Source organism: Klebsiella sp. GG_Kp146 (genome assembly GCF_040061975.1).
Lineage (GTDB): Bacteria > Pseudomonadota > Gammaproteobacteria > Enterobacterales > Enterobacteriaceae > Klebsiella > Klebsiella quasipneumoniae.
The window spans coordinates 353,334-365,577 of record NZ_JBEAHA010000001.1 but is presented as its reverse complement, the minus strand read 5'-3'; the positions used below and the strand labels follow the sequence as shown (position 1 = coordinate 365,577).

General features: G+C 57.2%; 9 protein-coding genes, 3 tRNA genes and 1 pseudogene. 6 read left to right on the top strand and 7 right to left on the bottom strand.

Annotation, left to right across the window (positions count from 1 at the left end):
- Nucleotides 1-108: 108 nt before the first annotated feature.
- Nucleotides 109-1,023 (bottom strand): MDR family oxidoreductase, encoded by a 915-nt coding sequence (locus ABLU95_RS01810; protein ID WP_074442563.1) that lies wholly within the window; start codon nucleotides 1,021-1,023, stop codon nucleotides 109-111.
- Nucleotides 962-1,787: pseudogene (locus ABLU95_RS01805) on the bottom strand (TetR/AcrR family transcriptional regulator). Before ABLU95_RS01805 ends, ABLU95_RS01810 begins: the two are co-directional and overlap by 62 nt.
- Before the next feature lie 469 nt (nucleotides 1,788-2,256).
- On the opposite strand from ABLU95_RS01805, the gene ABLU95_RS01800 reads away from it, so the two are divergent.
- Nucleotides 2,257-3,891, top strand: a complete 1,635-nt coding sequence (locus tag ABLU95_RS01800) for a Na+/H+ antiporter (RefSeq protein WP_348878663.1) — start codon at nucleotides 2,257-2,259, stop codon at nucleotides 3,889-3,891.
- A gap of 94 nt (nucleotides 3,892-3,985) precedes the next feature.
- On the opposite strand, the gene ABLU95_RS01795 is transcribed toward ABLU95_RS01800, so the two are convergent.
- Nucleotides 3,986-4,061: transfer RNA gene (locus ABLU95_RS01795), tRNA-Asn, on the bottom strand.
- A gap of 330 nt (nucleotides 4,062-4,391) precedes the next feature.
- On the opposite strand from ABLU95_RS01795, the gene nac reads away from it, so the two are divergent.
- From nac to ldtA, 3 genes are all read left to right on the top strand, one after another.
- Nucleotides 4,392-5,309, top strand: a complete 918-nt coding sequence (gene nac, locus ABLU95_RS01790) for a nitrogen assimilation transcriptional regulator NAC (protein WP_004203498.1) — start codon at nucleotides 4,392-4,394, stop codon at nucleotides 5,307-5,309.
- Between the two features lie 106 nt (nucleotides 5,310-5,415).
- Nucleotides 5,416-6,366, top strand: a complete 951-nt coding sequence (gene cbl / locus ABLU95_RS01785) for an HTH-type transcriptional regulator Cbl (RefSeq protein WP_004180456.1) — start codon at nucleotides 5,416-5,418, stop codon at nucleotides 6,364-6,366.
- Between the two features lie 78 nt (nucleotides 6,367-6,444).
- Nucleotides 6,445-7,386 carry a L,D-transpeptidase gene (gene ldtA / locus ABLU95_RS01780; RefSeq protein WP_023290298.1) on the top strand — a complete coding sequence of 314 codons (942 nt, stop codon included), beginning with the start codon at nucleotides 6,445-6,447 and terminating at the stop codon, nucleotides 7,384-7,386.
- A gap of 384 nt (nucleotides 7,387-7,770) precedes the next feature.
- Here the strand turns inward: ldtA and ABLU95_RS01775 are convergent, their stop codons facing one another.
- Entirely contained in the window at nucleotides 7,771-8,691 is a 921-nt protein-coding gene (locus ABLU95_RS01775) for a LysR family transcriptional regulator (RefSeq protein WP_131096040.1), read from the bottom strand.
- 140 nt (nucleotides 8,692-8,831) lie between these two features.
- Here ABLU95_RS01775 and ABLU95_RS01770 point away from each other — a divergent pair, with 140 nt between their 5' ends.
- Entirely contained in the window at nucleotides 8,832-9,221 is a 390-nt protein-coding gene (locus ABLU95_RS01770; protein WP_261902248.1) for a RidA family protein, read from the top strand.
- A 279-nt stretch (nucleotides 9,222-9,500) separates the two neighbouring features.
- Here the strand turns inward: ABLU95_RS01770 and ABLU95_RS01765 are convergent.
- Both ABLU95_RS01765 and mtfA read right to left on the bottom strand, forming a co-directional pair.
- Nucleotides 9,501-9,576 (bottom strand) — tRNA-Asn (locus ABLU95_RS01765).
- Between the two features lie 100 nt (nucleotides 9,577-9,676).
- The gene (mtfA, locus tag ABLU95_RS01760; protein WP_072096628.1) at nucleotides 9,677-10,477 is read right to left on the bottom strand and encodes a DgsA anti-repressor MtfA; all 801 of its coding nucleotides are present in this window, start codon (nucleotides 10,475-10,477) and stop codon (nucleotides 9,677-9,679) included.
- Nucleotides 10,478-10,567: 90 nt separating this feature from the next.
- On the opposite strand from mtfA, the gene ABLU95_RS01755 reads away from it, so the two are divergent.
- Nucleotides 10,568-10,657: transfer RNA gene (locus ABLU95_RS01755), tRNA-Ser, on the top strand.
- Nucleotides 10,658-10,932: 275 nt separating this feature from the next.
- On the opposite strand, the gene ompC is transcribed toward ABLU95_RS01755, so the two are convergent.
- Nucleotides 10,933-12,069, bottom strand: a complete 1,137-nt coding sequence (gene ompC, locus ABLU95_RS01750; protein ID WP_275256577.1) for a porin OmpC — start codon at nucleotides 12,067-12,069, stop codon at nucleotides 10,933-10,935.
- Between the last annotated feature and the right edge of the window lie 175 nt (nucleotides 12,070-12,244).

Below are 12,244 nucleotides of genomic sequence, written 5' to 3'. Positions count from 1 at the left end.
TACCACTCGCAAAGCCATTCGTTCGCGTCATCATAATCCCGTGGGGAAGGAAATGATATGTCAGGATCGCCCCGGGGACCGGCGCCGTGGGGCGCCGGGAGGAGAGGATTACTGGCCGATGTTGACCAGCGTGCGGCCATGAATATTGTTGCTGAGGAAATCTGCGGCATACGCTGGCGCCTGCTCCAGCGTGATTTCGGTGGCTGCCTGTTGGTAGTAGCTTTCCGGCAGCAGCTGGGCCAGACGCTGCCACACCGCGTCGCGTTCTGCGGTGGGCACCATCACCGAATCCACCCCCTGCAGACGCACATTGCGCAGAATAAACGGCATCACGGTGGTTGGCAGATCGAAGCCCCCGGCCAGACCGCAGGCGGCGACGCAGCCGCGATAGTGCGTTTGCGCCAGCACTTTGGCCAGCATCGTGCCGCCAACGGTATCCACCGCGCCCGCCCACAGCTGTTTCTCCAGCGGGCGGGTCTCTGCAAAGTCGCTGCGCGGCAGGATGGCGTCGGCCCCGAGCTGGCGAAGGTAGTCGTGCGTCGACTCGCGGCCCGATACGGCCGTCACCCGGTAGCCGAGCGCTTTCAGCAGTACCACCGCGGTGCTGCCGACCCCGCCGCTGGCGCCGGTGACCAGGATATCACCGCTTTCCGGGGTGATGCCCGCGCTGACGAGGGCATCGACGCACAGCATCGCGGTGAAGCCGGCGGTGCCGATGATCATCGCCTGGCGCGCGCTGAGCGCCTCCGGCAGGGCAACCAGCCAGTCGCCTTTGACACAGGCCTCGGTGGCCAGACCGCCCCAGTGGTTTTCGCCCACGCCCCAGCCTGTGAGGATCACGTCCTGGCCGGGAACAAAGCGCGGGTCGCGGCTTTCACTTACCCGGCCGGCAAAATCAATCCCCGGCACCATCGGGAACTGGCGGATGATTTTGCCTTTGCCGGTGATCGCCAGGGCATCTTTATAGTTGAGACTCGACCAGTCGATGGCGACCCGCACGTCGCCTTCGGTGAGGGCGGGCAGGTCAATCGCTTTGACGGCGGCCACGGTGCGGTTGTCAATCTGGTCCAGAACTAATGCTTTCATGACTGAGTATTCCTCGTCTGAAGGGAGTTATCGGCGCTATCGCCGTCCTGTGCAGGTGTTATTGTCATCATAGTGTGCGCAAAGAAATCCCAGTACTGGTTAAGGGGAGCGGCGGACTGGACCAGCCTGGCGCGCATCACCGCGCCTTCCCAGCCGATCCAGAACACCTGGGCCAGCGCCTCCGGCGAGGTGTCGCTGGCGATCGTCCCGGCAGCCCGCGCCTCGTGCAGGCAGCGGGCCACGCGCGCCTCCCATGCCGCCAGGATGGTCTGCAACCGCTGGGGAAATGCCTCGGGCAACAGGGGAGCTTCCTGTAGCAGGTTGCCTACCAGGCAGCCGCGACGAAACTGGTATTTCTCCATTCCCTGACCGGCATCACGCACGAAGGCCGCCATCCGTTCCAGCGGCGGCACGGCGTCGTCCAGCAGGAATTTATCTAATTTATGCGCAAAGTAGTCGCCATAGGCGGCAAGCACGGCGAGGCCAAAGGCCTCCTTGCTTTTGAAACAGTGGTAAAACGACCCCTTCGGCACGGCGATGTTCCTGATCACCGCATCAATACCCGCCGCGAGATAGCCCGTTTCGGTCAGCACCTCCAGGCCCGAGCGAATCAGCGCCTGTCGCGTGTCGACAAACTGGCGATCGGCCTTGGGCGGTCGGCCGCGGCGGGGCTTCTGGTTGGCGGAGGTAGCGGGATTCATCATTTAGACCGTATGGTTTAATTGTTTGTCAGGGTACCCCCAATCCCGGTGGGGGGCAAGCCATGTATGGCAGAGTAGGGCGGGAATTCGAGGCAGAAGGCGACGCGGATTATCATCAATTATTAATGCGTGGTTCTCCGCGCGGCTGCTGCAGAGAATATCAATCCGCTGACCATATATCTCTCTGGCCGCCACGGAATGATAAGGATGAATGGTAGCGATTATATTGCCGGGCTGGCGATGATTTGCAGACTCTGGCGGATTGACAACTCCGGCATGATAAAACACATTGTCCCCCCTGAAGGGGCGCCGGTTGCCACCTCAGTTTAAATAATAACCCCGCAAGACAGGAAAGCCTGTCCTTTATTATCGGCGTCTGGATAAATAACCCGCCGCCGAAACCACACCTGCGAAAAAGGAATAACAGCCTGATGTACAGAATGAATATTGCCGTCAAAGGAGGGGATGAATGTCGCTAATCGCAATTGTGCTGGTCTTTATGATGGCCATCGTGGTGACGGTGTTCATTTCCCATCTTCTGCCCGTTAAAGTGCCGCTGCCGCTGATCCAGATCGCCGCGGGCGCCGCGCTGGCCGCCGGTGGTTTTCAGGTCGATTTCGATCCGCACATCTTTTTGCTGTTGTTTATCCCGCCGCTGCTTTTCCTCGATGGCTGGCGGATCCCGAAAGACGCGTTTTTCCGCGATATGAAGCCGATTCTATCGCTGGCGATAGGCCTGGTGATGGTCACTATCCTCGGCATTGGCCTGTTTATTCACTGGCTTATTCCGGCGATCACCGTGGCGGCGGGGTTTGCCCTGGCGGCGATTCTGTCACCCACCGATCCGGTGGCGGTATCGGCAATGACCGCCAGCTCGCCGCTGCCTTCCCGGATGGCGCATATCCTCGAAGGGGAATCGCTGTTAAACGATGCTTCGGGCCTCGTCGCTTTTAATTTCGCCATCGCCGCGGTGCTGACCGGCAGCTTCTCCCCGGGAGAGGCGGTGATGAAGTTTTTCCTGATGGCGTTCGGGGGCATCCTCAGTGGGCTCGTGGTGGTGTGGGTCACAGGCAAATGTAATAACTTTCTGGTACGGCGCACCCGCGAGGAGCCGGCCATCCAGATCCTGATCAGCCTGCTTATCCCCTTCGCCGCCTACCTGCTGGCCGAGGCGTTCCATGTCTCAGGCATTCTTGCCGCCGTCGCCGCCGGCATTGCGATGCACTATGAACAGCTGTCGGGGCCCCGGCTACCCGCGACGCGCATGAAAAGCAGCGCGGTGTGGTCCATGCTGCAGACTACCCTCAACGGGATGATCTTCCTGATGCTGGGCGAGCAGTTGCCCCGCATGCTCAGGACGTTGCCGGCGGTAGCCAGCCAGGCCGGCGTCCCTTCGTCCTGGTATCTGCTGCTGTACGCCGTGGCCATCACTCTCGCGCTCGGTCTGATGCGTTTCGCCTGGGTATGGCTGTCGATGACGCTGACCATTTTTCGCCGCAAACGCCGGGGCAAAGCCATCACCGTCCGTCCGCGATTCAGCATCCTCGCCGTCATGGCGCTGGCGGGGGTCAAAGGCTCCGTGACGCTCGCCGGTATTCTGACGCTGCCGGCGGTGCTGGCGGATGGTTCACCATTCCCGGGCCGCGAACTGCTGATCTTTCTCTCAATGGCGGTGATCCTGATGTCGCTGGTGGTGGCGGCTATCGGCCTGCCGTTCATGACCCGCTATCTTGCCGATGATTTACCCCATGACACCGGCAAAGACGATATTGGCGCCGTCATGACCGAAGTGGCTATCAACCGGCTGAATGCGCTACTCGACGAGCCGGTGGAGGATCCGACTGAGCAGGCCCTGCGGGCTGATGCCGGTAATATGCTGCTGGAAACCTACCAGCGTCGGCTGCACTATAACGACAATGACGAAGGGCAGGACGTCGGGCTGGAGCTGGCTAAGCGCGCCAGGCTGGAGAAATATATGCAAAGAGAGGTCATTATCGCCCAGCGTCAGGAGCTGTTCCGGCTGCGTCGCGCCCACAACATTAGCGATATCACCTTTTATGAGGTGCTGCGAGAGATAGACCTGAAGGAAGAGAGCTTGCGCTAGGGGCGCCATCGCCGGAGGGGGGATCCTTCGCCTTCCGGCAGCGCAGCTGGCGCGGAAAAGCAAAAAGCCTGCTCGAAAGCAGGCTTTTTAAATTTGGCTCCTCTGACTGGACTCGAACCAGTGACATACGGATTAACAGTCCGCCGTTCTACCGACTGAACTACAGAGGAATCGTGTGAACGGGGCGCATATTAACGATGCCACCCGGCCTTGTCAAAGCCTGATTCAAAGAATTGCGTTCGACTGCTGACAATTTCAGCAACCCCCGCGCATGCGCTGTTTTTTTCACCAGATTGCACCGTTGTAGTGCGAATGTACCCCTAATGGGGCATACCACAATCTGCTTACCGGGCAAATAAAAACCGGATTGCTATCACTATCCCTTATAACACCGCCTGTGGCGGGCAACGGCAGCGGAAATGAAAAGCTGGCAAGCAAATTGCAAAACCAGTTTCATCATACTTCCAGCGTTGACGCTGGCGTTCCTTACAGGAGGCAAAATGAACTTAAGACGACTGAAATATTTTGTGAAAATCGTCGATATCGGCAGTCTGACCCAGGCCGCTGAAGTCTTGCACATCGCCCAACCGGCCCTCAGCCAGCAGGTCGCGACCCTGGAAGGTGAAATGGACCAGCAGCTGCTGATACGCACCAAGCGAGGGGTCACGCCAACGGAAGCCGGTAAAATCCTTTATACCCATGCGCGGACCATCCTGCGCCAGTGTGAGCAGGCGCAGCTGGCGGTCAATAACGTCGGCCAGACGCTGCGTGGCCAGGTCTCGATCGGCCTGGCGCCGGGCACAGCGGCCTCCGCCATTACCATGCCGTTGCTGCAGACGGTGCGTAATGAGCTGCCCGAGGTGATGGTCTATCTGCAGGAGAGCAGCGGCACTGCGCTGAATGACAAGCTGCTGGCGGGCCAGCTGGATATGGCGGTGCTGTATGAGCGTTCGCCGGTGGCCGGCATCGTCAGTCAGCCGCTGCTGAAAGAAGACCTCTACCTGGTCGGCACCCGCGACTGCCCGGGGCAGAGCGTGGACCTTACGGCGGTGGCGGAGATGAACCTGTTCCTGCCGCGAGATTACAGCGCGGTACGGGCGCGGGTCACTGAGGCGTTCACCCTGCGTCGTCTGTCGGCGAAAATTATCGGCGAGATCGAATCCATTACCACCCTGACTGCGGCCATCGCCAGCGGCATGGGGGCGACGGTCCTGCCGGAATCCGCTGCCCGCTCCCTGTGCGGCGCGGCGAACGGCTGGATGGCGCGGATTAGCACGCCGTCAATGAGCCTGTCGCTGTCGCTGAACATGTCGGCGCGCGGCGGTTTGTCGCCGCAGGCGCAGGCGGTGAAGGAGATCCTGCTGTCTCTGGTGAGCCGTCCGTCGCTGGAGAACCGCGAACTGCAGCTGGTTAGTTAGGCTATATTCTCTTAAGGAATAAGTTGCTGGTTTTTATTATTTGTTACCCGGGACAACAGACTTTAACAATAGCAGATACGTTAAGTCCATTGGCCCGGAGGAAAGGGTGAACTTCCAGCAACTGAAAATTATCCGTGAGGCGGCCCGTCAGGATTACAACCTGACGGAAGTCGCGAATATGCTCTATACCTCGCAGTCAGGCGTCAGCCGCCATATCCGGGAACTGGAAGAGGAGCTGGGGATTGAGATCTTTATCCGTCGCGGCAAACGCCTGTTAGGCATGACTGAGCCGGGTAAAGCGCTGTTATCCATTGCTGAGCGGATCCTCAATGAAGCCAGCAACGTCCGGCGGCTGGCGGATCTCTTCACTAACGATGCCTCCGGCGTCTTAACCATCGCCACCACCCATACCCAGGCGCGCTACAGCCTGCCCCCGGTGATTAAAGCTTTCCGCGAGCTGTTCTCCGACGTTCGCGTCGAGCTGGTGCAGGGCACCCCGCAGGAAATCGAAGCGCTGCTGCATAACGGCGGGGCGGATATCGGCATCGCCAGCGAGCGTCTGAGCAACGACCCGACGCTGGCGGCTTTCCCCTGGTTCCGCTGGCATCACAGCCTGCTGGTACCCAAAGACCATCCCCTGACCCAGGTGTCTCCTCTGACGCTGGAGGCGATTGCCCGCTGGCCGTTAATCACCTATCGCCAGGGGATCACCGGCCGTTCGCGGATCGATGAGGCCTTCAACCGCAAAGGGCTGATGCCGGATATTGTGCTGAGCGCCCAGGATTCCGATGTGATCAAGACCTACGTCGAGCTGGGGCTGGGCGTCGGGCTGGTTGCCGAGCAGTCCGGGGATGCCCGGGAAGCGGACACCTTTACGCGGCTCGATACCCGCCATCTGTTTGATGCCAATACCGTATGGCTGGGACTGAAGCGGGGTCAGCTGCAGCGTAATTACGTCTGGCGCTTTATCGAATTGTGCAATGCCGGACTGTCGCTGGATGAGATCAAGCGCCAGGCGATGGAGCCGGAAGAGGCCGCTATCGACTATCAGATTTAAGGAAATGCTGGCCAGCGGATCGGGGAGAGGAAATGCCGCTATAATTCACACACGAGAGTCGCGACTGAGGAAGGGAAAATGACGATGCGGCGTGTGACATTACTCTGTTCGGCGCTGATGCTGTTCGCCAGCCACAGCGCGCTGGCCGTCAGCTATCCGCTGCCGCCGGAGGGGAGCCGTCTGGTGGGCAGCGCTTTTACCATTGCCGTGCCGGAGAACAACACTCAACCACTGGAAAGCTTTGCCGCCCAGTACGGCCAGGGGTTGAGCAATATGCTGGAGGCGAACCCCGGCGTCGATGTTTATTTGCCGCACTCCGGTTCGACGCTGACCATTCCGCAGCAGCTGATCTTGCCTGACACCGTGCGTGAGGGGATCGTTATCAACGTCGCCGAGATGCGCCTCTATTATTACCCGCCGCTGGGCAATAGCGTGGAAGTCCTGCCAATCGGCATTGGCCAGGCGGGACGCGAAACGCCGCGTAACTGGGTGACGGCGGTAGAGCGCAAGCAGGAAGGGCCCACCTGGGTACCGACCGCCAATACCCGCCGTGAATATGCGAAAGAGGGCAAAACCCTGCCGGCGATGGTGCCGCCCGGCCCCGATAATCCGATGGGGCTGTATGCGATCTATATCGGCAGGCTGTACGCCATCCACGGCACCAATGCCAACTTTGGCATCGGGCTGCGCGTCAGCCAGGGATGCATCCGCCTGCGCAATGACGACATTAAATTCCTGTTTGATAACGTGCCGGTGGGGACGCGCGTCCAGCTGATCGATCAGCCGGTGAAGTACACCGTGGAACCGGATGGCAGCCACTGGCTGGAGGTGCACGAGCCGCTGTCGCGCAACCGGGCGGAATTTGAATCCGACAGAAAAGTCCCCTTGCCGATGACCTCGGCGCTGCGCGAATTTACTCAGGGACCGGGAGTGAGTCCTTCGCAGGCCGAGCAAACCCTGCAGCGCCGCTCCGGCATGCCGGTGAATATCAGCGCCACAGCGGCGCAGGGGAGTTTGTAGCGGGTCGTTTAGCCTGATTAACGGCTATTGTAAGAAGGCTCTTTTGCTGTCGATGCATTCAACGTTGTTGGGGATAAGGATCGGGAAACCGATCCTTAACTTATCAACAGTGGCGGTGATGGCGTGTTAATGAGGGCGCCAGGAGAGGCTCAGGCGGAGATGATAAAGTCTGCAAATATATCTATGGACTTAATATTGTTACTGAGGATCTTTTTTTTGGCTGCCATTGTCCATGAAAGCGAATATCCCCGTTATGATAGCCAATATCCAGAATATAATACTGATGAGTGCTGCAGAATCCATATTGTCAAAACACTCCTGACCACACCCACTACCGCTGACCCCCATCGTCGTTGATAAGCGAATCAGGGGGCTGGGATGTCGTTATTTATTGTTGGCAATCGGGACATGCTGCTGCATCACTTCAACGATCCAGTCAATAAAAACGCGCAGCTTGGCGTTGACATGGCGGTTCGGTGGAAACGCCAGGTACAGAGGCATTGGGCTAATCCGCCATTGTGTAAATAACGGAATCAAAGCGCCAACGGCCTGATGCGCTGCCGCCATATAGTTGGGCAGCGCAATCACGCCTAAGCCAGCTAACCCAGCTTCGAGGTAAGCATTGCCATCATCCACGGCAAGGACGTAGTTGCCCGTGATTTCAATACGTTCATTCTCACTGCGCAGTACCAAAGGATCAATCTTACTGGTGCGTGAGGACAAGAATCCCACTATGCAATGGTCAGTATTTTGCAGCTCTCGCGGGTGTGCGGGAGCGCCAAGGCGTTCCACATAACGGGGGGCGACGTAGACGCCGATTGGCAAATCGCCGACATGGCGTGCGATTAGGGACTGGTCGGTGATTTCGCCACCGCGCAGGATGCAATCCACGTTGTCGCCGATCAGATCTACCTTCCGGTCGCTCACGCCCATGTCGAACTGGATATCAGGGTAGCGGGCGTGGAAAGCCGGTAGCGCCGGCACCAGGATGAGGCGGGCTAGCGGACTGGGCACATCCACCCGTAGCCTTCCCCTGGGCGTCATCGCCGCACTGGACAGGCTGTTTTCAGCATCCTCCATGTCCGCCAGCAGGCGGATGACGCGCTCGTAGTAGACCGCGCCATCGGGAGTCACCCCAAGCTTGCGGGTGGTGCGATGGAGCAATTTGACGCGCAGTCGCGCTTCCAGTTGCTGAATAAGTTGCGTCACCGTGGTTTTGCTCATATGAAGCGTTTGGGCAGCCTTCGTGAAGCTCCCTGCCTCCACCACCCGAGCAAAGGCGCGCATCGCATCGAAACGATCCATTTCTTATCCTGTATTTCATCGATTGTTTGGATATTACAAACAATGAGGGACAAAGTCGCTTGTTTATCCGCCCGATCTTGCCGTTGTACAGTGCCTTTACATTCACCGGGCTGAATTCGCCCCAGCATAAAGGTACAAACATGACAGCACGCGTAGCCGTTTTTCCCCTCGGTCGGCAGGCGCTCTATGAGCGCAATCGTTATTCACCGGCCATCAAATCCAATGGTTTCTTGTTTGTTTCGGGGCAGGTGGGTAGCCACGAGGATGGTTCGCCTGAGCACGATCTGAAAGCACAGGTCAGGCTGGCGTTCAAAAATCTTAATGCTGTGCTCGCAGCGGCGGGCTGCACGTTTAGGGACGTGGTTGACGTTACCCTCTTTGTCGTCGATCCTGAGTCAAATCTCGACGCTATCTGGAGTATCCTGCCAGAATATTGGGGAGAAGCGCCTTACCCTACGCTGACCGGGATCGGCGTGACGTGGCTTTATGGATTTAAGTTCGAGATTAAGGTTATTGCCAGGCTACCCTAAGCGTTAAGGGTCTTTCCGCCAGTTGGGCAGTCCGCGCTGTCTGTAGCGGTAACTGCCGAATCGGGATCGTCTGCTACCCAGCAGTAGACCCAGTGGTTACCGTCGGATCGAAAGTCTGTAGCCATAAGGTTGGGAGCAGCGACGCTGCTTTTCACCTGCGGGGATCGCATACGGAACGTTGGACGGTACCAACGGTACGATGCTGCTTATACCCGCTGGCGGGGGGCTCACGGAAAGCAAAAAGCCCGCTCAGGTTTCCCTGAGCGGGCTTTTTAAATTTGGCTCCTCTGACTGGACTCGAACCAGTGACATACGGATTAACAGTCCGCCGTTCTACCGACTGAACTACAGAGGAATCGTGTGAACGAGGCGCATACTACTGGCCCGGCATTTTTGTGTCAACACTAAAATTAACCTGCTGATTCAAATGGCTAAATTTAGCTCAACACGTTGTTTTAGTGAACAATGCGCCGCTCGTCTTCGTCCTGCAGGCCATTTTCACGTCTGCGCGCCAGCGGATCCTGGCGGTAAAAATGGCAAAAACGCTGCCACAGGGCCGGGAAGCGGGGCGCGAACAGTTCAGGCGCGCTGAAAAAATATTCCGAAAGGACGGCGAAGCACTCCGCGGGATCGGTGGCGGCATAGGCGTCAATGCTGGCGGCGCTTTCCCCCACCAGATCTATCTCATCCTGAATGTTGTTCATCGCCGCGTGGAGATCGTGCTCCCAGCCGGCGACTTCGCGCAGTGGGATCAGCGGCACCCCGCTGGCCCGATCGCCATTTCGCGCATCAAGCTTATGCGCCACCTCATGCACCACAAGGTTAAAGCCTGACGCATCAAAGGAGTCCTGAATATCCAGCCAGTTCAGCACTACGGGACCCTGCTGCCAGCTTTGCCCCGACTGCACCACCCGCTGGTTGTGGACCAGACCAATATCATCCTCCCACTCATCATCCACGACAAAGGGGGCAGGGTAGATCAGCACTTCATGAAAACCGTCCAGCCACTCAATCCCTAGCTCAAGTACCGGCAGGCAAAAGAGCATAGCTATCCGCGCCTGGTGCAACGGAGTCAGCTCCAGCCCCTGAAGCGCCACCAGACGTTTTTGCTGTAAGAAACGGGCAGCCATCTGCGTCAGCTTGTGTTGCTCAGCGGGCGAAAGGTGGGCTAAAACCGGAATGGCAAGCGCTTGCTCCCAGGGCATCTCTGCGTTGCCGGACTCATCATCTGCTTTCCAGGGCCATTTAAACATCATATTGCTCGCAAAGTCGTCACTTGAACACGATTACCGAAACGGGAGCTATTAAAATGCCAAAGATCCTGGCATTATAGCAACCACAACAGCGGAGAGATGCCGGAGCGGCTGAACGGACCGGTCTCGAAAACCGGAGTAGGGGCAACTCTACCGGGGGTTCAAATCCCCCTCTCTCCGCCAACTATTCTTTCTCTAACCATTCCCCTTCAATAACACCGTTAGCTTCAGGTATAACGCCTGCGCTGGGGTATCGCCATCATCATCGTCCTGGTTTCAGCGTAAAGACGCGGTAGTGCGCCTTGTCCTTTTGTGGTCTTACCGCCGCAATTTGCCCGAACGAGCTTAAACGCATCATAAAGAGGGAAGGTACGCCTGGAAAGCGGCAATGTTGAAAAGAGTGATCTCAACGGAGCGGGAACAAGAAAAAGCCCGCTGAGCGCGGGCTTTGATGGGGATCAGAACTGGTAAACGAGACCGAGGGCCACGATATCATCGGTCGAGATACCGTTGTTGCGGTAGAAGCGGTCGTCTTCATCCAGCAGGTTGATTTTGTAATCCACATAGGTGGACATATTCTTATTGAAGTAGTAGGTCATGCCGATGTCGACATACTTGACCAGATCCTTGTCGCTATAGCGAGAGTAGTTGTAAAGATCTTTCCCCTTCGATTGCAGATAGGCCACGGATGGACGCAGCGGTAAATTATACTCATCGAACTGGTACTGGGCGACGACTTCAAAGTTCTGCGTCTTGTTGGCAATAGCGCCGTTGCCGTAGAAGGTCATGTTGCGGGTTTCCGCATACATGGCGGCCAGATAGATGTTGTTGGCGTCATATTTTGCGCCGACGGTCCAGGCCTCGGCTTTATCACCGTTAGCGTAAATATGGCTGCTGCGTGCTGCCGCCAGCTGGTTATGGGTACGGTCGGAAGCCGAGTAGGCGGCCCCGAAGCTGATGCCCATATCGAGATCGTAGTAGCTGGAGATACCAAACCCGTCGCCATTTTCCCGCGCCAGTTTACGAGCGCCGCCGTTGTTAGTGCCTTCGCCAGAACCGGCGTTTTCATTATTCCCCTGATACTGCAGGGCGAAATGCAGGCCGTCGACGAGGCCGAAGAAATCGCTGTTACGGTAGGTGGCCACCCCGTTGGTGCGGCCGGTCATGTAAACGTCGGTCTGGGTGTAGGTATCGCCGCCGAATTCCGGCAGCATATCAGTCCAGGATTCGATGTCGTACACCACGCCGTAGTTACGGCCATAGTCCAGTGAGCCATAGTCAGCAAACTTCAGACCGGCGAAGGCCAGACGAGTCCATGAATTCGCGCCTTCCCCTTCGCTGGTGTTCGCTTTGACATTGTATTCCCACTGACCGTAGCCGGTTAACTCGGAAGCGATCTGCGTTTCGCCTTTGATGCCTAAGCGAGCATAGGTCTGGTCGCCGTCCTCGCTGGTGTCGTCAGAGAAGTAACGCAGGCCGGCGACTTTCCCATAAAGGTCCAGTTTGTTGGCGTTGTTGTTATAAATTTCTGCAGCATTAACGGCATTGACCATGAGTAATGTCGGTACCATGAGTGCCAGTACTTTTCTTTTCATTATATATTCCCTTTTAATAATAATTTCTGTGAATTATGACAATCCCTCCGGAATGCCTGTAAGATACTAACGACTAAGTTCATTTTTATTTAAAATAAAATATGTAAATAAATAATGTAAGATATTACAAAATATTTCTATGTGGTTCATTATATTAAATTTAAATGAATCTGTT

What these genes read in the sequence shown, in the direction of transcription:
- ABLU95_RS01800 (WP_348878663.1), top strand. Translation starts at nt 2,257, where the DNA reads ATGTCGCTAATCGCAATTGTGCTGGTCTTTATGATGGCCATCGTGGTG.
- ABLU95_RS01775 (WP_131096040.1), bottom strand. Translation starts at nt 8,691, where the DNA reads ATGGATCGTTTCGATGCGATGCGCGCCTTTGCTCGGGTGGTGGAGGCA.
- ABLU95_RS01770 (WP_261902248.1), top strand. Translation starts at nt 8,832, where the DNA reads ATGACAGCACGCGTAGCCGTTTTTCCCCTCGGTCGGCAGGCGCTCTAT.
- ompC (WP_275256577.1), bottom strand. Translation starts at nt 12,069, where the DNA reads ATGAAAAGAAAAGTACTGGCACTCATGGTACCGACATTACTCATGGTC.
- nac (WP_004203498.1), top strand. Translation starts at nt 4,392, where the DNA reads ATGAACTTAAGACGACTGAAATATTTTGTGAAAATCGTCGATATCGGC.
- ldtA (WP_023290298.1), top strand. Translation starts at nt 6,445, where the DNA reads ATGACGATGCGGCGTGTGACATTACTCTGTTCGGCGCTGATGCTGTTC.
- mtfA (WP_072096628.1), bottom strand. Translation starts at nt 10,477, where the DNA reads ATGATGTTTAAATGGCCCTGGAAAGCAGATGATGAGTCCGGCAACGCA.